Below are 21,193 nucleotides of genomic sequence, written 5' to 3'. Positions count from 1 at the left end.
CGCGATGGTGGCTTCGATCTGGCTGCGCGCCGCGCATCGCGGCGTGCCCACTTTTCTCGTGACGGCCCTCCTGCTGGGTCAGTCCCAGATGGCCTTGGCCGAGTCTCCGGCACAGCGCCAGGAGCTGGTCGCCGCACTGCGCCAGCTCGACGCGCTGGAGCGCACCGTCGCGGACAGCGCCGCGCATGCCCCCATCCAGCCGGGCGAGCGCTACCACTTCGACTACCCGCGGCTGCTGGCTGACCTGGCGCGCGTTCGCGCCGGCATCCAGTTTCACCTGACGCCATCGCGCGCTCAGCCGCGCGACCCCTCCGAACTGGCCGGCGACTACCGCACCGAGCGGGCGGCCGAGCCGCTGCCGGCGACGACTGCGGGGGGCAAGCAATGAACGGCGCCCAGGTCTCGGCATTTCAAGCCAACAGCGGCATCGCGCCTTCCGCAATGGCGACCGTCCTGGTCGGCGTCGTGTTCGCGGTCCTGCTCGTGTGGGGCGTCTGGGCCATCCGAACGGCCTACGTGGGGTGGTCCGAGAGCCGCCTCAACCAGCGCCAGTTCCTCGGCGTCTGCATCCGCTTCGTCGCGATGTACCTCGTCCTGAGTTTCTTCCTTCTGTCCTGACCTGAAAGGCCCGACCATGCACAACCGCATCCTCACTTCCCGTCTCGCCCAGCGCGCCGCCATGGCCCTGGGCGCCGCCGCGCTGCCCGCGCTGTCGTTCGCGCAAGGCCTGCCGCAGTTGGAGAACCCGACGCGCGGCACCGGCAACGGCATCATGGAGACGATCCGCAACTACGGCTACGACATCATCATGCTCGTGGCCCTGCTGGTGGTGGCGTCGATGTTCATCGGCGTCTGCTACCACGCCTACGGAACCTACGCGGAGATCCACACCGGCCGCAAGACGTGGGGCCAATTCGGCCTCACGGTCGCCATCGGCGCCGTGTTGCTCGTGATCGGCATCTGGCTGCTCACCGAAGCCACGGGCATCCTGTAAGGCGAGGCCGGTATGTCCGAGCAGCAGCACGTCCGTGCGGACGGGACGGTCACGTTCCTTCCGCACCGGCTCAACCGCCATCCCGTTGTCGTGCGCGGCCTCACCGCCGACGAGCTGTGGATCTGCTGCGGCCTGTCCGGCGCCGCCGGCCTGCTGGTCGGCGCGCCGCTTTCGTGGGTGTTCCGCACGATCGCCATCGCACCGACGTTCGTTGTCCTGGGCGTGGCCTTGGGCGTGTTCATCGGCGGCGGCATCCTGCGCCGCCTCAAGCGTGGGCGCCCCGACACCTGGCTTTATCGGCAGTTGCAGTGGCGCATCGCAACGGGCCATCCGCTGATGGCCGGCTGGGTGGGCGGCCACGTGCTGATCTCGCGCTCGGGCTTCTGGTCCACCCGCAGGAGCATGCGATGAGTCGCTTCAAGAACGAGATCGCCCACCTGCAGGCGCACATCAAGACCTTGCGCCTGGGCGCGGGCGCGCTGGTCATTGTCGCCCTGGTCATGGGCGGCGGCTGGTGGAGCGCGCCGCGCGACCTGACCATCCACGTCCCGCCCGACCTGCGCTCTGGCAGTACCCGCAAGTGGTGGGAAGTGCCGCCCGAATCGGTCTATGCGTTCACGTTCTACGTGTTCCAGACGCTGAACCGCTGGCCGACCAATGGCGAAGAAGACTACTCGCGCAACCTCCACACGCTCTCGCCGTACCTCACCCCGTCCTGCCAGGCCTTCCTTCGCGCGGACTACGACTACCGCCGCTCCACCGGCGAGCTACGCCAGCGCGTGCGCGGCATCTACGAGATTCCCGGCCGCGGCTATGGCGACGACCCCACGGCGCGCGTGCGCACCGTGTCCGATCGCGACTGGGTGGTGACGCTGGACATCACGGCGGACGAGTACTACGGCGCCGAGCAGGTCAAGCGCGCCCTGGTGCGTTATCCGATCAAGGTCACGCGGGTGGACGTCGATCCCGCCCGCAACCCGTTCGGCCTGGCGCTGGACTGCTACGAAGGCGCGCCCCAGCGCATCAGTGCACCGGAGCCGGCGCGCCCGGCGTCGAGTGGCCTGTCTCCGCAAGCGCCTCAAGGAGGAAACACCCCATGAAGCATCCTGTACTCGCGCTGCTGGGGCTACTGGCCGTGGCCGCGGCACCCGTCGCCCAGGCGGTGGAGATCCTGCGTTGGGAACGCATGCCACTGGCAGTGCCGCTGAAGGTCGGTCAGGAACGCATCGTGTTCATCGACCGGAACGTGCGCGTGGGCGTGCCCGCGGGCGTGGGCGAACGCCTGCGCGTGCAGAGTGCGGGTGGCGCGGTGTACCTGCGCGCCAGCGAGCCGATCGAGCCCACGCGGTTGCAACTGCAGGACGCCGACACGGGCGCGCTGATCCTGCTGGACATCGCAGCCGAACCGCCCAAGGACGGGGAAGCCGAGCTGGAGCCGGTGCGCATCGTCGAGGGTGACAGCGCACCGGGACGCTATGGCGAGCAGGCCGACAGTGCCGAGGCCCCGGCACGCGCCCAGGGCCAGGCAGGTGCGCGGACCGCGCGGCGCGAAACTCCGGTCCCTGTCGTGCTGACGCGCTTCGCCGCGCAGAACCTCTACGCACCGCTGCGCACCGTCGAGCCGCTTCCGGGCGTCATGCGGGTCAACCTGCCCCGCGACCTCGACCTGGACACACTGATGCCAACGCTGCCGGTGCGCGCGGTCGCGCTCGCGTCGTGGCGCCTGGAAGACCAATGGGTGACTGCCGTGCGCCTTACCAACACCGGCGCCGACTGGGTCGCGCTCGACCCGCGCGTGCTGCAAGGCGATTTCCTCACCGCCACCTTCCAGCACGAGGCGCTGGGCCCGCGCGGCACGCCCGAGGACACGACCGTCCTCTACCTGGTCACGGGCGGCCGCGGCCTCGCGCAGTCGCTGCTGCCGGCGATTCACCGCTTCGACCCTGCCGTGCATCTGCCGCAGCCGGACGGCGACGAGAACGCCAAGGAGGCCCGCCATGCGCAGTAACGGCCTGCTCAAGTGGCTGATGATCCCTGTCGCCATCCTGGTGCTGTTCGTCGGTATCCGGCTGTTCTCGGGTGGAGGCAGCACGGCGCCACCCGCGGCGGACAACGGCGCCCAGCTCACGCCCGAGGAAATGAAGGCGCTGGGCATCGAAGGCGACACCCCGCGCGACACCGTGGCGACGCTCGTTGCCCAAGTGAAGCAGTTGCGCACCGAGCTTCAGACCGCGCTCTCGGACAACAAGTCGCAGCGTGAAGAGAACCAGCGACTGCGCCAGCGCGAGAACTCCATCGACCAGCGCATCAACTCGGCGCTCGAATCCGAGCGGTCCAACCTGCGCCGCGACCAGGAGCAGGCGGCCAGCGCGCGCCAGCAGACCGAAGGGCTGCTCGCCGACCTGCAGCGGCGCCTGGACAGCATCGGCGGGCGCGGCGGCGGCCATGCGGACCTGCCCGTGGGCCTGGGGCTGCAGGGCGGCGACGAGGCCGGCATGGAGGGCGGCGTGCGGTGGGTCGAGCCGGACGACGCAAAGCCCGCCGAGGGGCGCAACGGCGGTCGTGGCGCGAGCGGCGGAATGAGCTTCCCCACGAGCTTCGGCCCGGCGCAGAGCACGCTCGAAACCACCGCGGAAACCGTGGCCAACGCGGGCGCCCGCGCCTCTGGGGTCAAGAGTGCCAAGCCGGTCTATACCGTGCCGACCAACTCCACGCTCATGGGTTCGGTCGCCATGACCGCGCTGATCGGCCGCGTGCCGATCGACGGCACGGTCAACGATCCCTATCCGTTCAAAGTCCTGGTCGGGCCGGACAACCTGACCGCCAATGGCATCGACATTCCCGACGTGGCCGGCGCCGTGTTCAGCGGCACCGCATCGGGCGACTGGACGCTTTCGTGCGTGCGCGGCCAGGTGCGCAGCATCACGTTCGTCTTCAACGACGGCACGATCCGCACGATCCCCGAAGACCGCGAGGGCAACCAGCAGAACAACCAGCAACGCGACGGCTTGGGCTGGATCAGCGACCCGCACGGCATCCCCTGCGTCAGCGGCGAGCGGCGCAGCAACGCCCAGCAGTACCTCGGCTCGCAGGCCCTGATCACCGCGGCCGGTGCCGGCGTGGCCTCGCTCATCGAGAGCGACAGCGGCCGCATGTCCTATGTCGGCTCGGACGGCTCCATCGGCACCGTGGGCATCACCGGCCAGGAAGCGGTCGGCCAGATTCTCGCGGGCGGTGTCCGGGACATGTCGGCCTGGGTCAACAAGCTCTACGGCCAGGCGTTCGCCGCCGTCTATGTGCAGCCCGGCGCCAAGGTCGCCGTCCACCTCGAAAAACCGCTCGCCATCGACTTCGATCCCGAAGGCCGCAAGGTCGATCACCGCGCAGGAGAAAGCCATGCTCTCGAACTCGATTAAGGGCCTGGTGCTGGCCCTCGCCGTCGCGGTGCTCGGCGGCTGCGCCACCAGCAAGGAAAAGCTGCTGACCCACGGTGACCGCACGATGATGGACATCTGGCAGCAGGAGGCCGGCGACGGCGGTGGCGCAGCCGGACGGAACGCCGGCCGCCAGCTGCTCGATGCGCGCCAGAGCCTGCGTCGGCCCCTGACCGACGCCGACGTGCAGGCCGCACCTGTCGAGCAGATGCGCTACACGCGCACCGCGCGCAATGAGGTCCACCGCCAGTTCCAGCGCCTGCCCAATCCCGATCTCGTGATGTACGTGTACCCGCATCTGGCCGGCACCGATCCCGTGCCGGTGCCCGGCTACACGACCGTCTTCCCGCTCTACCAGCGCATCCAGTACGCGATGCCGGGCGAGCGCGTGGAGGACTACTGATGCGGTGGAAACTCCCATGGCCGAAGCTGGCCGGCGCCGGCTCCAGTAGCCCGGCTAGCGATGAGCAGCCGGACAGCTGGCAGCGCCACGTCGAGGCCTTGCGCCAGGCCGGCATCCCCGAACCCGGTTCGGCAGTCCACGGCCGCAAGCCAGCGACCGTGGCCGACGAGCAGGCGCTGTACGACGTTGCGCCGTCCTTCGTGGAACTGCTGCCCTGGGTGGAGTTCTTGCCCGGGTCGAAATCGATGCTCCTGGAGGATGGCCAATCGGTGGCGGCGTTCTACGAACTGGTGCCGCTGGGCACCGAAGGCCGGGAACCCGGCTGGCTCGCGCATGCCCGCGACGCCCTGGAAAACGCGCTTCAGGACAGTTTCGATGAACTGGACGAGAACCCGTGGGTGCTCCAGCTCTATGCCCAGGACGAACCGAGCTTCGACCAGTACATGCAGACCTTGCGCGATTACGTGCAGCCACGTGCGCGCGGCTCGGCGTTCACCGAGTTCTACTTGCGCTTCTTCGGCCACCACCTGCGCGCTGTGGCCAAGCCCGGCGGCCTGTTCGAGGACACGGTGGTTACGCGGCTGCGCTGGCGCGGGCAGACGCGGCGTGTGCGCATGGTGGTGTACCGCCGCGCGAGCGGACAGGGACAGGCAAACCGCCGCGGCCAGACACCCGAGCAGATGCTGGGCATCGTCTGCGACCGCCTATGCGGCGGCCTGGCGAACGCCGGCATCCAGGCCCGGCGCATGGTTGCAGCGGACGTTCACGACTGGCTGCTGCGATGGTTCAACCCGCGCCCCACGCTGCTCGGCCCTGGGGTGGAGGACCGGGAGCGCTTCTACGCGTTGGCGCGCTATCCGGACAGTACCGAGGAAAGCGAGGCCGGCGAGATCGAGTTGGCGAGCGGGCGGGATTTCAGCCAGCGGCTGTTCTTTGGGCAGCCGCGCTCGGACGTGGCGCAAGGGGCCTGGTACTTCGACGGCATGCCGCACCGCGTGCTGATCACCGACCGGCTGCGCATGCCGCCCGGCACCGGGCACCTGACCGGCGAGACCCGCAAGGGAGACGCGATCAACACGCTATTCGATCAGATGCCCGAGGACACCTTGATGTGTCTCACCATGGTGGCCACGCCGCAGGACGTCCTCGAATCGGACCTCAACCATCTGGCGAAGAAAGCTGTGGGCGAGACGCTGGCGTCGGAGCAGACGCTCAAGGACGTGCATGAAGCCCGCTCCCTGATCGGCAGCGCGCACAAGCTCTACCGGGGCACTCTGGCGTTCTACCTACGCGGGCGCGACGAGGCGGAACTGGATCGGCGCGGCCTGGACCTCGCGAACGTGATGCTCAACGCCGGCCTGCAGCCGGTGCGCGAGGACGACGAGGTGGCGCCGCTCAACAGCTACCTGCGCTGGCTGCCGTGCTGCTACAACCCCGGCAAGGACCGGCGCCGGTGGTACACGCAACTGATGTTCGCCCAGCACGCGGCGAACCTGTCGCCGGTGTGGGGCCGCGCCCAGGGCACGGGGCACCCCGGCATCACGATGTTCAATCGCGGAGGCGGCCCGATTACGTTTGACCCCTTGAACAGGTTGGATCGGCAGATGAATGCCCATCTGTTCCTGTTCGGTCCCACGGGCTCGGGCAAGAGCGCCACGCTCAACAACCTGCTGAACCAGGTCACCGCGATCTATCGGCCGCGCCTCTTCATCGTGGAAGCCGGCAACAGCTTCGGCTTGTTCAGCGACTTCGCCAGGCGCCTGGGGCTGACCGTGAACCGGGTCAAGCTGGCACCCGGCTCGGGCATCAGCCTGGCGCCGTTCGCCGACGCACGCCGGCTGATCGAAACGCCCAGCGACGTGCAGACGCTCGATGCCGATGCACTGGACGAAGACCTGCCACCGGATGCCTCGGCCATGGAGGCGGACGAGCAGCGCGACGTGCTGGGCGAGCTGGAGATCACGGCACGGCTGATGATCACGGGCGGCGAAGACAAGGAAGAAGCGCGGATGACGCGGGCCGACCGCTCGCTGATCCGCCAGTGCATCCTCGACGCGGCCGAACATTGCGTGGCAGAGAAGCGCACTGTGCTCACGCGCGATGTGCGCAATGCGCTGCGCACCCGCGGCCAGGACCCGACGTTGCCCGAGATGCGGCGCGTGCGGCTGCTGGAGATGGCGGACGCGATGGACATGTTCTGCCAAGGCACGGACGGCGAGATGTTCGACCGCGACGGCACGCCGTGGCCCGAGGCCGACATCACGCTGGTCGATCTGGCGACCTACGCCCGCGAGGGCTACAACGCGCAGCTCTCGATCGCGTACATCAGCCTCATCAGCACGGTGAACAACATCGCGGAGCGTGACCAGTATCTCGGCCGCCCGATCATCAACGTGACCGACGAAGGCCACGTGATCACCAAGAACCCGCTGCTCGCGCCGTATACCGTGAAAATTACAAAAATGTGGCGCAAGCTGGGGGCCTGGTACTGGCTAGCTACACAAAATATTGACGACCTACCGCGCGCCGCGGAGCCGATGCTCAACATGATCGAGTGGTGGATCTGCCTGTCGATGCCCCCCGATGAAGTGGAGAAGATCGCGCGGTTCCGCGAACTGAGCCAAGCGCAGAAAGCGCTGATGCTCTCGGCACGCAAGGAAGCGGGCAAGTTCACCGAGGGCGTCATCCTCTCCAAGAGCATGGAGGTGCTCTTCCGCGCCGTGCCGCCGAGCCTGTATCTCGCGCTCGCGCAGACCGAACCCGAAGAGAAGGCCGAGCGCTACCAGCTCATGCAGCAGCACGGCGTCAGCGAGTTGGATGCCGCCTTCAAGGTGGCCGAGAAGATCGACCGGGCACGCGGCATCGAGTCGCCGGCCCTGGACCTGCCCTGAATCTGCCGTACACCGGAGAACGCCATGGAACAGAAACGCCCATCCATTCCGATGCAGGTCCAGGCGTTCCGTCGTCGGCGCTGGCAGTTCCGCTGGCCCTGGGCATTGGCCGCGGTGCTGGTTGCGCTGCTGCTGATCTGGCTCGTGTCACGTTCGCCAGGCGGGTCCACACCTCAGACTTCGGCGCCAGTCAGCGACACGCAGGTGGCTGGGCCTCCGTGGCAGATGGGCAATCCGGAAGGGCGTTTCACGCTGACGCTCTACGCGGACCTCGAATGCCCGTTCTGCCGGTCCTATTTTCCAGTGCTCAAGCGTTGGGTGGCCGGCAATGCGGACGTGACCTTGCAATGGCACCACCTGCCGTTGGCCGCGCATGAGCCAGCCGCGTCCGCCGAAGCGCGCCTGGCGGAATGCGCGGGCGAAGCCGGCAGCCATGCCGCCTTTTGGCAGGCCGTCGAATGGGTCTATGCCCACACGCGGAGCGACGGCCAGGGCTTGCCTGAAGGGCTGCGCTACCCCGACCTCACTCCAGCGATCGAGCAGTGTCTGGCGAGCGAGCGGCCCGATGCACCGATCCGCGCCCAGACGGCGGAAGCCACGAACAGCGGCGTGATCGCCACGCCATCGCTGCGGCTGCACGATCGCGAAACCGGCAAGGCGATCCTGCTGCAGGGCCCGATCGAGGGCGATGCCTTGCTGTCGGCCATGGACATGCTCGCGGCCGGCGATCCCGCCGCCATACCCACATCGGAAATGCCTGCCGACGTCGTCGGCGACATGCCCAGGTAGCCCCGGTCTTCAAGGCTACGGCGCAGTCCGCTGCGCTGACCGCAACCCGTTCGCCTCGCATCCTGGCCGCGAACGATCACCGCCACCGCGGTGATGGATGCACCTTGTTCGTTCCCCAGGAGGGCTTGCCCTCCCCGGGCGCGCGCCCTCCGATCTCACCATTTGGAGGTTCGCCATGTCTTTCGTCGTCAATGACTCCTGCCTGGAGTCGCTTTCCGCCATCGCTGCCCAGCACGAGGACTGGATCATCCAGCAAGCCATTGCGCTGCTGGAGAAGCGGGTTTTCAAAGCGGGTCCGAAACTCCTCGACCCCACGGCCGTGCGCGACTACCTGCGCGTGAAGCTGGTGGCCGAGCCCAACGAAATATTCGTCGCTGTGTTCCTGGACAGCATGCACCAGGTACTGGCCTACGAGCCGCTGTTCAGGGGCACGATCAACGCGACTTCGGTCTATCCGCGTGTCGTTGTGCAGCGTGTTCTGCAGTTGAATGCGGCCGCGGTGGTCTTCGCGCACCAGCACCCCTCGGGCATTTCCGAGCCGTCGAGCGCGGATCGCATGCTGACCCAGCAACTGCAGGCCGCGCTGGCGCTCATCGATGTGCGGGTACTGGACCACATCATCGTCGGCCAGGGTGCCCCGTTCTCCTTTGCGGAGTCCGGCCTGCTGTAAGGGTTGTACTGCTTCGTTGATCAGCGCGGAGGCTTCGGCCTCCGCATTTTTCTGCGCGGCGACACAAGCAGGTATGCGGGGTGGCCGCGATGCGCATTGTTTGTTGGGGCCGCATGGGGTTCGGCGTTTGACTATGGCCCTGATCAACTTCCGGGGTGCAAGACATGCCAGGAGCTTTTACCCGGTTCGCACCAGGCTGGCGAACCCTTGGCCTGGCCATCGTGCTGCCGGCGTCGTTCGCGGCATTCAGCCCGGCCGCGTTCGCCGCCGACGTGGTGGTCGTCACCGACAGCCGCCACCCGGTCAAGACCATGGGCGGCGAGCGGCTGATCGAGCTGGACCGGGCATCCGGGCTCGAAGCAGAGCTTTCCGCAGATCTGCCAGCCGACCCCGAGCGCGCAGCAGCCATCGTCCGGCAACGCCTGAACCAAGGCGGCACCGACCTTCAGCGCCGCATTGGCACCGCCTACCAGGGCATCACCGACGCATGGAGTTTGGGTGTCACGACCATCCCGGCCGTCGTGGTGGACCAACGCTATGTGGTCTATGGCGAGCCTGACGTGGCCCGGGCCGTGTCCTGCATCGAGCAGCACCGGAGGAGGCAACCGTGACCTATCGCCCATTCGACCTGCTGCGCCGCCTGCGCGTCGCCGTGGCCTCGCTGCTGCTGGTCAGCGCCACGGGCAGCTACGCCCTGAACACCGTCACCATCGTGTCCTCCGTCATGTCGCCGGACTGCCTGGAGTACCGGGTGGTGGGCATCTGCTACTGGCTGTATTGCACCTATGGCGGCTGCTCGGTGCGCACGTCCACCAAGGTCCGGCACTACGTCCCCGATGCGGTCGTCTCCAGCTACAGCAACACCGGAGAGAACCCCTGGGTCGAAGTGCGAGCGATGAGCATGCCGAACGCCTCGGCCCAGGCAGGCGGCGACGGCACCACCAACGAAGACCACGAAAACAACCTCGCCAAATTCAAGAACGCCGATGTCATCGGCCATCCCGGCGGCGAGGTGTTCAACCAGTTCGCCTCGTCCTCGGGCTATTTTTGCCAAGGCGCGGGAACGGCCTTCATGCCGTATCTGCTCAGCACCTTGGACACGCTGGCCTGGCGCTACAACGTGCCCGAGATGGCCTACCCGGAGGCGCTGATCCCGGGCCGGCGCGAGGTCGGTGCGCGCACCACGATGAACCTCTGGGGCAATGTCTATCCGCGCGGCGGCTTCCTGCACCAGACCGACGACCACAAATCCGGGGCGGTCGTGGCTCAGCGCGCCGGTGACGTCGTCACGCGGCGCGGGCAGTTGCACGTGTACCAGCCGCTGCTCGCCAACGCGCGTGATGGCTACTGGCCGGCCGGCGCGCTGATGGAAGGTGATGCCTCGACCGGCAAGTGGCAGGAACTGACGCCGCGCCTGTCGAACACCTGCGTGGTGTTCCCCCACAGCGGCACGCTGACCCAAGCCCAGCAAGGCGACTACGCGTGGGCGCTGTGGCGTCCGTATGCGTGCTGCGAACGCCGGGGCCAGGTGTTCCTCGGCAGCGTCGATTTCCTCTGAGGTGCCACGATGAAGCGTCCTGAACCGAAGAACCTGTCCACCAAGGCGTGCCGCCTGCTGCGCCCGACGGCACTGGCCGGCACGCTCGCCCTGGTCTGCGGCCTGGCGTGGGCACAGGTCGGATACCAGAACAGCGGCCCCGTCATTGGCGATGACGTCATGTACTCGATCGGCGGCGGCAGCGCGGTGTCCATGGGCCGCGCGGCCGGCATGCGCTCCATCGGGGTCGGTGTGGGGTGGAACAGCAACCTGATCTGCGGCGACATGAGCATCCAGACCACGCTGCGCAATCAGCTCAACGGCATCACGAACGGCTTTCAGCAGATCATGAGCAACGTAATCCAGAGCGCCACCAGCGCGGTAGCGTCCCTGCCGGCGCTGATCATTCAGCGCGCCGATCCGGGCCTGTACAACCTGCTGACCAACGGCGTGCTGCAGGCGCGGCTGGACTTCGACCGCTCCAAGCTGACGTGCCGCGCCATGGCGGAGAAGATGGCCGAGACAGCGGGTGGCCAGCTTGGCTGGAGCCAGATGGCCGAAGGCATGGCCTTGCGTGACGCGGTTGGCAGCAACGATGCCGTGTCGGCCGTCGAGCAGGCCGAGACGCGCCGCGGCAACGACGGCGTGCCCTGGGTGGGTGGCAGCAATGCTGGTGGCGCAGGCCAGTCCGCCATCCGGGTGGTCGGCGACGTCACCCGCGCGGGCTACAACCTGGTCAACGGTCGTGGCGTGACGGACACATCCTCCATCGCGTCCGCCAGTTGTGCGAGCCTGTCCTGCCAGACCTGGACGTCGCCGCAGCAGGCGACCGAATGGGCCACGCGGGTCCTCGGAGAGCAGGTGCAGCGCACCTGCGACTCCTGCACCAAGACCGAGACGGTGCCCGGCGTCGGGCTGACGCCGCTGATCCAGGAAGAGTACGAGGCGAAGCTGGAGGTCCTTCAGGAGCTGGTTTCCGGCACGCGCACTACCACCTTTGAGAACCTGCGCGAGGCTGGCAGCACGTCGCTGCCAATCACGCGTGGCGTGATCGAGGCGCTGCGCGACGAGCCGGACCAGGACCTTCTGGCGCGGCGCCTCGCGTCGGAGGTGGCGCTGTCGTCGGTGCTGGAAAAAGCGCTGCTGCTCCAGCGCACGCTGCTCACGGGCAAGAAGGAGCCCAACGTCGCAGCCAACGAACTCGCGGTCAAGGCCGTGAACCACGAGAGCGACACGCTCGACCGGGAGATCCGCAACCTGAAGACGGAGCTGGAGCTTCGGCGCGAGCTGGCAAACAACTCACCGATGGCCATCATCCAGCGGCACGGTACGCGCGCGGCAGGCTCGCGCGGCATCTACGAGGGTGATCCGGTACCCGACCGCCTCGACCAGTTGCAGAAGGGCAATCCAGGAGCCAGGCCATGAGCGCGGCGCGCATGACTTGGCGCCCCTTGCGCTGGCTGTTCAGCCGGCGCGCGGCGAAGGCGCTGCTGTGGACGGTGCTGATCGTTGCCGCCGCGGTCGCGGCCAACATCGCCGGCATCTACCTGGTCGGCAGCGTTGCCGGCTGGGAGCGGTGGCTCGCCGCCGCTGCGGGTTACTTATTCGTGTGGCGGCTGTGTCTATACGGGGCGACGGTGTACGGGTGGATCTGGATGCGCCGCCGGCTGCTGGTACGTGAGGACGACGCCCAGGCGCGGCACCGCCTGGTGCGCACCGAGATCGCAGGCGTCGTCGCCATCGTGGCGCTGGAAGCCAGCCTGTTGATGCAGGGCTGAGAGGAGATTCGGGCCATGACTCTGTTCACGACCGACTACCTGGAGTATTACCTTACGCTGGTGTCCTGGATCGTCAACAACGGCATCTGGGCCGTGCTGGTATCCAGCGGCGTCTTCGCGCTGCCTTTCGTGGCGATCATCGTGCAGGAGTGGTTGAAGGCCCGTGCAGAAGGCGCCGACGAGGGCAATAAAGGCGTGCTGAGCGCCGCCCGCATCGAGAACCGGGTCTTCGTCGCCATCGTGGTGGTGATGTTCGCGGGCATCCCGTTCATCGACGTGGACCTCAACACCATCCAGTACGACAGCTCGCGCTCGGCGCAATGCCAGGTCAGTGTGCCGCAGCCCTCGAATACCGGCTGGTCGCAATCTTTCAGCACCATCAACAACCAGTCGGCGAAGGTGCCGGTGTGGTGGGCGTTCATGCACGCGCTCTCGCGCGCCGTCACGGGCGCTTCAGTGGCAGCGATCCCGTGCGGCACGGACCTGCGGCAGATGCGCATGGAGATCGACGCGACTCGCATTGACGACCCAGTGTTGGCTCAGGAAGTAGCGGATTTCTCGCGGGATTGCTATGGGGCTGCGCGGGCGAAATTGTTCATGCAGCGGCCTCAACTCGATGAGCAGCAGCTGCACGACGTAACCTGGATCGGCTCACGCTTCTTCACGGACACGAACGGCTACTACGACACATACCGTTCCAGCACCCCGCGCGAGGACTGGCCCTATGACAGCACGCGCGACGCAGGGCTTGCGCAGGTGGCCAGCGGCGGCGGCTATCCGACCTGCAGGCAATGGTGGGCCGATGGCAGCAATGGACTGCGGGCACGCTTGCTGGGTCAGGTGGACCCGAGCCTGCTCAATCGCCTGGCGGGCTGGGCTGGCTTCCTGAGCCGTGCCGAGGTGGACGATTCGGTGATCCGCGCGATCGCGTCACCGCGACAGCAGAAGCTGAACCAAGGCAGCGTCTATACGGACTACGGTGGCCAGATCGAAATGACCGACCCAAACATCATCACCCGGGCGGCGGCCGACGTAGGACTGGCGGTAGGCTCGCTGGGCTACTTCCCCTCCATGGATGCAATGCGCCAGGCTCTTCCGATGGTGCTGGCGCTCTTGAAGATGGCGCTGGTTGTCTGCATTCCGGTGGTGCTCATGGTTAGCACCTACAACCTGAAAACACTCGTGACGGTCAGCGTGGTGCAGTTTGCGCTGTTCTTCGTGGATTTCTGGTTCCAACTCGCGCGCTGGATCGACAGCACCATTCTGGACGCGCTCTACGGATGGGGCTGGGGATGGAACCGGCCGCATACGAATTTCGATCCGGTCATGGGCCTCAACAATGCCTTCGGAGACATGCTGTTGAATTTCGTCATGGCGACGATGTTCATCGTGCTGCCCTTGTTCTGGGTAACCGCCTTGGGATGGGCGGGCTACGCCGTGGGGGGCATGTTGCAAGGGCTTGCTGCTGGTACGGCAGGCGCCAAAGCGGCCGGCGGCAAAGCCGCCGACATGGCCTTTGGCGGCGCTATGAAGTGGGCATCGACACCCAGCAAGAGGAAGTAGTGCCTTGCTTCTTCGCTAGGTCTCATCAGATGGATCATGTGAATCTATCCGATACTCATCGTGGGTATAGAGGCCAAAACCGGCGTGCCCGTGCCGCCACTCTGGTTCGGGCGGCTCCCATTCGACGGTATCGTGCCCCCGGGCCACAAACACCAGCGCGACCAGCAGCAACGCCAGCCAGAAAGCAACGTAGAGCAGCAGCCCCAGGACAGCCAGTTTGCCGGCCCACAGCAGCGCGGCGGCGGCAGCCAACGGCACACCCTTGGACACCAACCAGTTCGACGCCCGACGTTCGCTGCGCGCATAGGCGCGCCACCCGCGGCCAAGGGCGCGGCCGAGGCGTTCCGCAGTGCTGATGCGGGTCGTGGTGCTCATGGTCGTCTCCTGCTACTGAGGGATGCCTATTCCAATTTGGTCCATTTCATTCTGCTGCGGGCTTCAAAGTGCTTCATGACGCTTCGTCATCCGGTTCCACCGGGCCGGGGTCAGGCTCCACGTCGACGCGATACGTGGCAACGAAGTGCGGCCAGTCCACATGGTCCACCAGGTCGATGTCATCGACAACGCCTACCTTTGCTGCCGCACGCTCGAACAGGGCGATGCTCTTGGCGGGATAGTTGTTGCGCGACGGATAGAGCACCCCGTCGAACAGCGCTTGGCCGTCGTCTCCGAGAATTGCATGCACCTGGGCGGACACTTGCTGCGTGTGCGTGTAGTCGCGGCTGGCCAACTGCTCCAGGTTCAGGCCGAAGTAGCCCGCCATGACGCCCGGCGCCGTGAGGTCGGCCAAGAGCACATCGTCCATCACGCCTACTGCGCGCACCATCCGGGCCTGGACTTCTTTCAGCGCGATCGAGCGCTTCGTGTCCGCAAGCCACTGGTGCTTATGAAACACCGACTCCATCAGCGCCGTGGGCAGGTCGCGCCCCAGGTAGAGCACGCCGTAGGCCCGCGCCGGGTCATCGTAGCGATTGGTGCTGCTGCGGCCATAGTACAGCGGGCTGCCCCGATAGACGACGCGGCTCACATGCTGGAGCAGTTCACCGGCATCGATCAGGAACGAAGGCAGCTCGTGGCTCATGGCGATCTCGCTTCAATGCACCTGAACGCCCAGTACGTTGAACACGGCATCGGCCACGTCATCGATCGTGCTGTGCGTCACCGCATCCACCGGCGAGCGGCCGCCCAAGCCTTCGAGCGGTTCGGACAGCGCGCGGTAGATCGTCCAGGGGTCGATGCCCTCGACCTCCTGAAGCACGGTTTGGGTCAACTGCTGCTTTACCGGGTCGAGCTGCCAGTCGGGCAGCTTCTGACCGCGCGGCCCCACGTTCAGCGCCAACAGCCGACGGGCGAGGATGTCCTTGTAGATCTGCTGGCGCGACTTGTCCGCCAGCTTGGCGTACTCGGGGATCGGCAGGTTATGCGGCTGGTTGAAGGCTTCCAGCAACACGGCGCGGCCTCGCTGGACGTCGGTTTCAGTCGGTGCCCAGCGCGTTTCGGTGCGCAGCGCGGCCGCCTTGCGTGCCAGGGCCTGCCCCACCGTCTCTCCGTCCAAGTTGGCGGGCAGCTTCACCGCCTCCACGCGCTCGTGAATGAAAGCCTGCAACTCGGCCGCGAAAGCCGGCGCATCCCGGATTTCGACGGTATCCGCGAAGCGGCGCACATCCTCCACCGTGACGCGCGGCAGGCGATCGGCAATGAATTCAATGGCATTGGGCATGGTGATCTCCCAGGCAGGTTTGAGACAGGATTCACTCTAGTCTCTATTGTCGCTTTTGTCAACTTTGTCGCCTTTCGAGAACCTGCCCGGCGGAAGCGGCGTCCACTCAGCATAGAGCGCGACCAGCACCGGCTCGCCGTCCAATCCATTCCACCGAGTTCCCCATTGACGCTGGAATCGCATCCCGTGCCCCGCTATACCGAAACGGTGAAAGGCCAGAGGGCCGAAATGGCAAGGGAACGGGGTGCAAGGGGAAAGGCCCTACCTCGAAAAGGCCAAAAGGCCTCCCGATCGGCCCGTCATCAGGACACCCACATGCTTTCCCTGTTCCAGCGAAAACGGCCCGCGGTCGCTACCGCTCCAACGCCACCACCCGCATCCGACCTCCCGAAAGGGTTGATGCGGCCCGAGTCGGCCGCATCGCTGCTGGCCACCCCGCGTCGGCAGAAGCTGCTGGAGCACATCTGGCAGCGCACGTCTCTGTCGCGCAAGCAGTTCGCCGTCCTGTACCGCGCGCCGCTGGAGCGCTACGCCGAACTGGTTCAGGCCTTCCCGGCTTCCGAATCGCATCATCATGCGTACCCGGGCGGGATGCTCGACCATGGCCTGGAGATCGTTGCCTATGCCCTCAAGCTGCGGCAGTCCCATCTGCTTCCCATCGGCGCAAGCCCCGAGGACCAAGCTGCGCAGGCTGAAGCCTGGACTGCTGCGGTCGCCTATGCCGCGTTGTTGCACGACATCGGCAAGATCGCCGTCGATCTGCACGTCGAACTGGCCGATGGCTCGCTGTGGCACCCGTGGTACGGTCCGCTGCACCAGCCGTACCGCTTCCGCTACCGCGACGATCGCGAATACCGCCTGCACAGCGCGGCGACGGGCTTGCTCTACCGCCAACTGCTGGACACCCAACTCCTGGACTGGCTCAGTGACTATCGCGACCTGTGGGGACCGCTGCTCTACGTCCTGGCCGGCCAGTACGAGCATGCCGGTGTGCTGGGCGAACTCGTGGTGCAGGCCGACCGCGCCTCCGTGGCCCAGGAACTGGGCGGCGATCCGGCGCGCGCCATGGCCGCGCCCAAGCACGCGCTGCAACGCAAGCTGCTTGACGGGTTGCGCTACCTGCTCAAGGAAGAGTTGAAGTTGAATCAGCCCGAGGCCTCCGATGGCTGGCTCACCGAGGATGCCTTGTGGCTGGTGAGCAAGACGGTCTCGGACAAGCTGCGCGCGCACCTGTTATCGCAGGGCATCGATGGCATCCCTGCGAACAACACCGCCGTCTTCAACGTGCTGCAGGACCACGGCATGTTGCAGCCCACACTGGACGGGAAGGCGGTCTGGCGGGCGACCGTGACCAGCAACGCCGGCTGGACCCACTCATTCACGCTGCTGCGCCTCGCACCTGCGCTGATCTGGGAGGCTGGCGAGCGACCGGCGCCGTTCGCCGGGACGGTAGCGATCGACACGTCACCTGTCGAGAAGCACGCCGCTGCGGCATCGTCGCCGGAGGTCGCGGCGAAACCGACCCCAGGAGGTCAGGAATCGCCGCCATGGGAAGGCGGCAGCGCTGCTGACCCAATTATCGCCCCCCTGGCTGAGGCCATGCCCGACGTCATGGAGGATCTGCTGACGATGGTAGGAATGGGCGATTCGTCCGCCACACAGCAGGATGAGTCAACCATCCCCACCGAACTCTCTGCCACACGCCCTGAAGCACCACCACCATCGATCGTGGCATCTTCACCCTCATCACCGGCGCCCGCGGCCACACCAGCAGCGACAACGGTGCAGCCATCTGGCGAGCACTTCATGGCATGGCTGAAACAGGGGATTGCCTCGCGTCGGCTCATCATCAATGACGCGAAGGCACTCGTGCATACCGTCAGCGATACCGCATACTTGGTCAGCCCAGGAGTGTTCCAGCGATACGCTCAAGAGCATCCGCAGTTGGCAGCCATTGCCCGCCAGGAAAAACTGGAGCCGTGGCAGTGGGCACAAAAGCGCTTCGAGAAGCTGGCCGCGCACCGCAAGCAGGCCAGCGGCCTGAACATCTGGACTTGTCACGTCTCAGGGCCGCGCAAATCGCGGCAGTTGCACGGCTACCTGTTGACGCAGCCCGGTGCGTTGTTCGAGCGAGTGCCGCCCAACAACCCCTACTTGTGCCTCTTCAACGAGGAGGCGGGGCGTGAAGTCTCGCTGGCTGCGAAATGAGGATATCCAGTGGGCGCGGTCCGGATGCCCGCTCTTCGGTGCACAGGTCAGAGCGTAACCCCATGGGAAATGCCCTGCTGCGCCGCCCGGTATCGTCCGGGGGTCATACCCGTCCAGTGGCGGAACGCGCGGTGGAAGACGGCAGGGGCACTGAAGCCCAAAGCATCGGATATCTCCTCCAGTGAGCTGTCGTTGCGCACAAGGTGGAGGATGGCCAGATCCCTGCGCAACTCATCCTTGATGCCCTGGAACGACAGCCCTTCCTGCTGCAGCTTGCGCATCAATGTCCGCGAGGACATGTGCAGCCGGCTGGAAACATCGTCCAGCGTCCGTCCGAGATCCACATGCAGCAGCTCACGCACCTTCAGCCGGAGGGCGTGCTGGTGGTAGGAGGTGAAAATCCAGTCGCGCGGCGCCCGCTCCAGGAAGCTGCGCGCGTCGGACGCGCTGCGTTTCGGCCGGACCTTTGCGAGTTCGGCGTGAAAGGTGATCTGAGAGAGGGGTCCGCAGAAATCGATCGGGGCCGGAAACAGGATCGAATAGTCGGCTGCAAATGATGGGCGTGGAAAAGCGAAGGCCACACTGCGCACCGGGACCTCTCGGCCGGCGAGCCATGACACGATGCCGTGCGTCAGCTTCAGCATCAGTGCGTGCCCGAATCGGTTCCCCCCCGCTTTGGAAGACCGCGGGACAAGTTCCAAGCGCAAGGAGGCGTCTGCCTTCGTGAGACTCAGCCTGTAGTCGTCCAGCAGCAGGTTCCAGACCTGCGTGAAGCGATACAGCGCTACCTCGATGCTTGGCGCGTCCATGACCGCTCGGACGATGTACTTCAAAGCGCCGGTCCGTATGGGCCGGCTCCACAGTCCCATCATTTCATCGCCGGTGGCAGCGGCGCTTCGTCGGTACAGCCCGACCAGTTGATCGTGCGTCAGACGCGAGCCGGGGTGGCTGATGAATGCCTTCACGATGCCGGCCTGCTGCAGGCAGCGATCCAGGGCCTGGTCCGAGCACAGCGAGCGCAGGCTGCGCAGCAGGTCCTCCACCAGATCGCATGAGACCGTGGCCGCCGCGACGGCATTTGGGCTCGCAGGAAGTCCTCTTGGCGGCCTGACGAGATTGTCAGTTTTTGCAAATTTCACGGCGCTATTGGCAATTGAGCCCAGCATCCCCGGTAAGTAATCTACGGGCATGGAAAAGGTAAAGGCCCCTCAATAGTATCGGCTGCGAGGTTCGACCGCGATTCCGGCGGTCTCTCTGCACTTCGCGCCCAGGCCAGGCTCAGTGCGCAAGAATTGGCAACATTGGCATAGATCCTCGGCCTTGAACGGATGGTCCGCTTCAGTGCGGGCCATGCCGTCACCGCAGCGGCGAGGCGGCCGATGCCTGCCGGACCGAGCATATCGACCTGCCCGCCGCAGACCACCATGTTCATGACCCACTGCAAGGAGAACTTCATGTCCGAGCCCATTCTGCTGACCTCCGAACAAGACAACATCGGCATCGTCACGCTCAACATGGCGCACAAGCGCAACGCGCTCAATGAGGAAGCGATCGCCGCCATCGACGCCTATTTCTCAGCGGTGCCCAGCCACATCCGGGCCATCCTCCTGACGGCCAAGGGCGATCACTTCTGTGCCGGCCTGGACCTCAAGGAACATCACGACAAGGCACGCAGCGGCGTCGAGTTCATGCGCGTCTGCCAGGGCTGGCACCGCGCGTTCGACAAGATCCAGCATGGCGGCATTCCCGTGGTCGCCTGCCTGCAGGGAGCGGTCGTGGGCGGCGGGCTGGAACTGGCCAGCGCAGCCCACGTGCGCGTTGCCGACAGCCGCACCTTCTTCGCACTGCCCGAGGGCACCCGAGGCATCTTCACGGGCGGCGGCGCCACGGTGCGCACTGCGCGGATCATCTCCGCCCCTCGCATGGTGGAGATGATGCTCACCGGACGGGTCCTCGATGCGCGGGAGGGCCGCGAACTGGGTTTGGCCCACTACGTATGCGACATCGCGAAAGGCGACACGCCCGCACCCGAGTTCGCCCTGACCCTCGCAAAGAAGATCGCGGGCAATGCGCCCCTTTCAAACTACGCCATCGTCAGCGCCATCAGCCGCATCGCCGACATGTCGGCCACGGACGGGCTGTTCACCGAGGGGCTGGTGATGGCCATGATCCAGCAGGGTGACGATGTGCAGGAGCGCCTGGGCGATTTCGTGAACAAGAAGGCGCACAAGGTCCAACTGAATGCTTGATCTTCAAGACGCGCGCTACCGGCCTCGGCCAGCGATGCGCGACCGCGTCATGGCTGGGCTCAGGTCACTTGCAAGGACCCCCTGGCGCCCATCAGCAACTCCACCACATCGGGTGCGTTGATGACGCTAAAACGCGGGTCCATCTGCGCGGCGGTCATACCGTTGTGGATCATGCACGAGCCGCAGATGGCAATGCGACCTCCCTTTTCCAAGAATTTCTCCAGCAGATCGGCAACGGGTTCGAAAGGCTTGCCGATGTCCAATCCAGCGGCCGCGCCGGGTTGTCCCAGTTCCACGGCTTCCACCATCAGGATGATGGTCGCCGTATGTCCCTTGAGCAGCGCGTTGAGCGCCATGATGAAGGTCACGGTCACCTTGTTGGGATTGCTTCTTCCGTCAAAAATGGTCGCAACGAAGTCGGTGGTCTGCATGGCTAGGTCCTTGTGATAAACAGCGACTGTGGGGATGCGAGTTGGAGGGTGCAAAGCTCTGGCACCGGATGCAGGCGGTCCGCGGCGCCGCACGACGGACCGGGCCCAGGCTACGGGGCGCTGGCCGGCGCGCCCGGAATGCTGGACAGCGCCGCGAACTCGTTGAAGGCGGCCACCGCGTTCGATGCGTACATCGCCGACGGACCCCCTCCCATATAGATGGCCACGCCCAGGGCCTCATGGACCTCCGCAGCCGTCGCGCCGAGCTTGACCAATGCCTTGGCATGAAAGCCGATGCAGCCATCGCACCGCGCGGCCACGCCGATCGCCAACGCGATCAGCTCTTTCGTCTTGGCGTCGAGTGCGCCGTCGGCGATCGCTGCCTTGCCCATCTCACCAAAACTCTTCATGACCTGCGGCACTCCCTTGTGCAGGGGCGCCAGGTGAGCCACCACGTCCTGCGTCAGTTGCCGGTAACTTGTCGTCATCGCGAACTCCTCATGGTTTTGGAACATCGAATATGAAA

Annotated in this window: 24 protein-coding genes; 18 read left to right on the top strand and 6 right to left on the bottom strand. The window is 66.1% G+C overall.

Annotated features, from left to right (window positions below; all coding sequences use genetic code 11):
- Positions 1 to 4: 4 nt before the first annotated feature.
- From N5C91_RS09500 to N5C91_RS09425, 16 genes are all read left to right on the top strand, one after another.
- Positions 5 to 388 carry an RAQPRD family integrative conjugative element protein gene (locus N5C91_RS09500; RefSeq protein WP_003090167.1) on the top strand — a complete coding sequence of 128 codons (384 nt, stop codon included), beginning with the start codon at positions 5 to 7 and terminating at the stop codon, positions 386 to 388.
- Positions 385 to 618 carry a TIGR03758 family integrating conjugative element protein gene (locus N5C91_RS09495; protein WP_003050225.1) on the top strand — a complete coding sequence of 78 codons (234 nt, stop codon included), beginning with the start codon at positions 385 to 387 and terminating at the stop codon, positions 616 to 618. The genes N5C91_RS09500 and N5C91_RS09495 overlap by 4 nt, the downstream gene beginning before the upstream one ends.
- A gap of 16 nt (positions 619 to 634) precedes the next feature.
- Positions 635 to 994, top strand: coding sequence for a TIGR03745 family integrating conjugative element membrane protein (locus N5C91_RS09490; RefSeq protein WP_003153634.1), 360 nt, complete (start codon positions 635 to 637; stop codon positions 992 to 994).
- Positions 995 to 1,006: 12 nt separating this feature from the next.
- Positions 1,007 to 1,405, top strand: coding sequence for a TIGR03750 family conjugal transfer protein (locus N5C91_RS09485; RefSeq protein WP_003153632.1), 399 nt, complete (start codon positions 1,007 to 1,009; stop codon positions 1,403 to 1,405).
- Complete coding sequence (locus N5C91_RS09480; RefSeq protein WP_004350603.1) at positions 1,402 to 2,094, top strand: PFL_4703 family integrating conjugative element protein; 693 nt, start codon at positions 1,402 to 1,404, stop codon at positions 2,092 to 2,094. The genes N5C91_RS09485 and N5C91_RS09480 overlap by 4 nt, the downstream gene beginning before the upstream one ends.
- Positions 2,091 to 3,002, top strand: a complete 912-nt coding sequence (locus tag N5C91_RS09475; protein ID WP_004350604.1) for a TIGR03749 family integrating conjugative element protein — start codon at positions 2,091 to 2,093, stop codon at positions 3,000 to 3,002. Before N5C91_RS09480 ends, N5C91_RS09475 begins: the two co-directional genes overlap by 4 nt.
- Positions 2,992 to 4,410, top strand: coding sequence for a TIGR03752 family integrating conjugative element protein (locus N5C91_RS09470; protein ID WP_004350605.1), 1,419 nt, complete (start codon positions 2,992 to 2,994; stop codon positions 4,408 to 4,410). The genes N5C91_RS09475 and N5C91_RS09470 overlap by 11 nt, the downstream gene beginning before the upstream one ends.
- Positions 4,391 to 4,831 (top strand): TIGR03751 family conjugal transfer lipoprotein, encoded by a 441-nt coding sequence (locus N5C91_RS09465; protein ID WP_003149753.1) that lies wholly within the window; start codon positions 4,391 to 4,393, stop codon positions 4,829 to 4,831. The genes N5C91_RS09470 and N5C91_RS09465 overlap by 20 nt, the downstream gene beginning before the upstream one ends.
- On the top strand, positions 4,831 to 7,722 hold the full coding sequence (locus tag N5C91_RS09460; RefSeq protein WP_011516996.1) for a conjugative transfer ATPase: 2,892 nt from the start codon (positions 4,831 to 4,833) through the stop codon (positions 7,720 to 7,722). Before N5C91_RS09465 ends, N5C91_RS09460 begins: the two co-directional genes overlap by 1 nt.
- 24 nt (positions 7,723 to 7,746) lie before the next feature.
- A complete protein-coding gene (locus N5C91_RS09455; RefSeq protein WP_003149757.1) occupies positions 7,747 to 8,511 on the top strand; it encodes a thioredoxin domain-containing protein in 765 nt (254 codons plus the stop codon).
- Positions 8,512 to 8,686: 175 nt separating this feature from the next.
- Positions 8,687 to 9,181, top strand: coding sequence for a DNA repair protein RadC (gene radC, locus N5C91_RS09450; RefSeq protein ID WP_003149760.1), 495 nt, complete (start codon positions 8,687 to 8,689; stop codon positions 9,179 to 9,181).
- Between the two features lie 164 nt (positions 9,182 to 9,345).
- On the top strand, positions 9,346 to 9,792 hold the full coding sequence (locus N5C91_RS09445) for a TIGR03757 family integrating conjugative element protein (RefSeq protein ID WP_004350615.1): 447 nt from the start codon (positions 9,346 to 9,348) through the stop codon (positions 9,790 to 9,792).
- Positions 9,789 to 10,739: a TIGR03756 family integrating conjugative element protein gene (locus N5C91_RS09440; protein ID WP_004350617.1), complete on the top strand. Its 951-nt coding sequence runs from the start codon at positions 9,789 to 9,791 to the stop codon at positions 10,737 to 10,739. Before N5C91_RS09445 ends, N5C91_RS09440 begins: the two co-directional genes overlap by 4 nt.
- Positions 10,740 to 10,748: 9 nt before the next feature.
- On the top strand, positions 10,749 to 12,143 hold the full coding sequence (locus N5C91_RS09435; protein ID WP_003149765.1) for an integrating conjugative element protein: 1,395 nt from the start codon (positions 10,749 to 10,751) through the stop codon (positions 12,141 to 12,143).
- Entirely contained in the window at positions 12,140 to 12,496 is a 357-nt protein-coding gene (locus N5C91_RS09430; protein WP_003149767.1) for a hypothetical protein, read from the top strand. The genes N5C91_RS09435 and N5C91_RS09430 overlap by 4 nt, the downstream gene beginning before the upstream one ends.
- A gap of 15 nt (positions 12,497 to 12,511) precedes the next feature.
- Entirely contained in the window at positions 12,512 to 14,059 is a 1,548-nt protein-coding gene (locus N5C91_RS09425) for a conjugal transfer protein TraG N-terminal domain-containing protein (protein WP_004350620.1), read from the top strand.
- A 15-nt stretch (positions 14,060 to 14,074) separates the two neighbouring features.
- Here N5C91_RS09425 and N5C91_RS09420 read toward each other — a convergent pair whose 3' ends face one another.
- From N5C91_RS09420 to N5C91_RS09410, 3 genes are all read right to left on the bottom strand, one after another.
- Complete coding sequence (locus N5C91_RS09420) at positions 14,075 to 14,434, bottom strand: DUF3742 family protein (RefSeq protein ID WP_003149770.1); 360 nt, start codon at positions 14,432 to 14,434, stop codon at positions 14,075 to 14,077.
- Between the two features lie 73 nt (positions 14,435 to 14,507).
- On the bottom strand, positions 14,508 to 15,140 hold the full coding sequence (locus tag N5C91_RS09415) for an RES family NAD+ phosphorylase (protein ID WP_003149772.1): 633 nt from the start codon (positions 15,138 to 15,140) through the stop codon (positions 14,508 to 14,510).
- Positions 15,141 to 15,152: 12 nt separating this feature from the next.
- Complete coding sequence (locus tag N5C91_RS09410) at positions 15,153 to 15,779, bottom strand: hypothetical protein (RefSeq protein WP_003149774.1); 627 nt, start codon at positions 15,777 to 15,779, stop codon at positions 15,153 to 15,155.
- Positions 15,780 to 16,094: 315 nt separating this feature from the next.
- Here N5C91_RS09410 and mobH point away from each other — a divergent pair, with 315 nt between their 5' ends.
- Complete coding sequence (gene mobH, locus N5C91_RS09405; RefSeq protein WP_004350623.1) at positions 16,095 to 17,987, top strand: MobH family relaxase; 1,893 nt, start codon at positions 16,095 to 16,097, stop codon at positions 17,985 to 17,987.
- Between the two features lie 47 nt (positions 17,988 to 18,034).
- On the opposite strand, the gene N5C91_RS09400 is transcribed toward mobH, so the two are convergent.
- The gene (locus N5C91_RS09400; RefSeq protein WP_023120494.1) at positions 18,035 to 19,177 is read right to left on the bottom strand and encodes an AraC family transcriptional regulator; all 1,143 of its coding nucleotides are present in this window, start codon (positions 19,175 to 19,177) and stop codon (positions 18,035 to 18,037) included.
- Positions 19,178 to 19,411: 234 nt separating this feature from the next.
- Between N5C91_RS09400 and N5C91_RS09395 the strand changes: the two genes are divergently transcribed.
- Complete coding sequence (locus tag N5C91_RS09395; protein ID WP_276554013.1) at positions 19,412 to 20,236, top strand: crotonase/enoyl-CoA hydratase family protein; 825 nt, start codon at positions 19,412 to 19,414, stop codon at positions 20,234 to 20,236.
- Between the two features lie 59 nt (positions 20,237 to 20,295).
- Here N5C91_RS09395 and N5C91_RS09390 read toward each other — a convergent pair whose 3' ends face one another.
- Both N5C91_RS09390 and N5C91_RS09385 read right to left on the bottom strand, forming a co-directional pair.
- Entirely contained in the window at positions 20,296 to 20,667 is a 372-nt protein-coding gene (locus N5C91_RS09390; RefSeq protein ID WP_003149783.1) for a DsrE family protein, read from the bottom strand.
- Positions 20,668 to 20,777: 110 nt separating this feature from the next.
- Complete coding sequence (locus N5C91_RS09385; protein WP_004350630.1) at positions 20,778 to 21,155, bottom strand: carboxymuconolactone decarboxylase family protein; 378 nt, start codon at positions 21,153 to 21,155, stop codon at positions 20,778 to 20,780.
- Positions 21,156 to 21,193: the final 38 nt, after the last annotated feature.

This window comes from Pseudomonas sp. GD03903 (assembly GCF_029840045.1).
Lineage (GTDB): Bacteria > Pseudomonadota > Gammaproteobacteria > Pseudomonadales > Pseudomonadaceae > Pseudomonas > Pseudomonas pseudonitroreducens.
Note: the sequence above shows the minus strand (reverse complement) of the source record. Positions and strands in the feature narration are given on the sequence as shown.

Excerpts from the sequence above, each read along its gene's own strand:
- N5C91_RS09500 (WP_003090167.1), top strand. The coding sequence starts at position 5 with ATGGTGGCTTCGATCTGGCTGCGCGCCGCGCATCGCGGCGTGCCCACT.
- N5C91_RS09495 (WP_003050225.1), top strand. The coding sequence starts at position 385 with ATGAACGGCGCCCAGGTCTCGGCATTTCAAGCCAACAGCGGCATCGCG.
- N5C91_RS09490 (WP_003153634.1), top strand. The coding sequence starts at position 635 with ATGCACAACCGCATCCTCACTTCCCGTCTCGCCCAGCGCGCCGCCATG.
- N5C91_RS09485 (WP_003153632.1), top strand. The coding sequence starts at position 1,007 with ATGTCCGAGCAGCAGCACGTCCGTGCGGACGGGACGGTCACGTTCCTT.
- N5C91_RS09480 (WP_004350603.1), top strand. The coding sequence starts at position 1,402 with ATGAGTCGCTTCAAGAACGAGATCGCCCACCTGCAGGCGCACATCAAG.
- N5C91_RS09475 (WP_004350604.1), top strand. The coding sequence starts at position 2,091 with ATGAAGCATCCTGTACTCGCGCTGCTGGGGCTACTGGCCGTGGCCGCG.
- N5C91_RS09470 (WP_004350605.1), top strand. The coding sequence starts at position 2,992 with ATGCGCAGTAACGGCCTGCTCAAGTGGCTGATGATCCCTGTCGCCATC.
- N5C91_RS09465 (WP_003149753.1), top strand. The coding sequence starts at position 4,391 with ATGCTCTCGAACTCGATTAAGGGCCTGGTGCTGGCCCTCGCCGTCGCG.
- N5C91_RS09460 (WP_011516996.1), top strand. The coding sequence starts at position 4,831 with ATGCGGTGGAAACTCCCATGGCCGAAGCTGGCCGGCGCCGGCTCCAGT.
- N5C91_RS09455 (WP_003149757.1), top strand. The coding sequence starts at position 7,747 with ATGGAACAGAAACGCCCATCCATTCCGATGCAGGTCCAGGCGTTCCGT.
- radC (WP_003149760.1), top strand. The coding sequence starts at position 8,687 with ATGTCTTTCGTCGTCAATGACTCCTGCCTGGAGTCGCTTTCCGCCATC.
- N5C91_RS09445 (WP_004350615.1), top strand. The coding sequence starts at position 9,346 with ATGCCAGGAGCTTTTACCCGGTTCGCACCAGGCTGGCGAACCCTTGGC.
- N5C91_RS09435 (WP_003149765.1), top strand. The coding sequence starts at position 10,749 with ATGAAGCGTCCTGAACCGAAGAACCTGTCCACCAAGGCGTGCCGCCTG.
- N5C91_RS09430 (WP_003149767.1), top strand. The coding sequence starts at position 12,140 with ATGAGCGCGGCGCGCATGACTTGGCGCCCCTTGCGCTGGCTGTTCAGC.
- N5C91_RS09425 (WP_004350620.1), top strand. The coding sequence starts at position 12,512 with ATGACTCTGTTCACGACCGACTACCTGGAGTATTACCTTACGCTGGTG.
- N5C91_RS09420 (WP_003149770.1), bottom strand. The coding sequence starts at position 14,434 with ATGAGCACCACGACCCGCATCAGCACTGCGGAACGCCTCGGCCGCGCC.
- N5C91_RS09415 (WP_003149772.1), bottom strand. The coding sequence starts at position 15,140 with ATGAGCCACGAGCTGCCTTCGTTCCTGATCGATGCCGGTGAACTGCTC.
- N5C91_RS09410 (WP_003149774.1), bottom strand. The coding sequence starts at position 15,779 with ATGCCCAATGCCATTGAATTCATTGCCGATCGCCTGCCGCGCGTCACG.
- mobH (WP_004350623.1), top strand. The coding sequence starts at position 16,095 with ATGCTTTCCCTGTTCCAGCGAAAACGGCCCGCGGTCGCTACCGCTCCA.
- N5C91_RS09400 (WP_023120494.1), bottom strand. The coding sequence starts at position 19,177 with ATGCCCGTAGATTACTTACCGGGGATGCTGGGCTCAATTGCCAATAGC.
- N5C91_RS09395 (WP_276554013.1), top strand. The coding sequence starts at position 19,412 with ATGTTCATGACCCACTGCAAGGAGAACTTCATGTCCGAGCCCATTCTG.
- N5C91_RS09390 (WP_003149783.1), bottom strand. The coding sequence starts at position 20,667 with ATGCAGACCACCGACTTCGTTGCGACCATTTTTGACGGAAGAAGCAAT.
- N5C91_RS09385 (WP_004350630.1), bottom strand. The coding sequence starts at position 21,155 with ATGACGACAAGTTACCGGCAACTGACGCAGGACGTGGTGGCTCACCTG.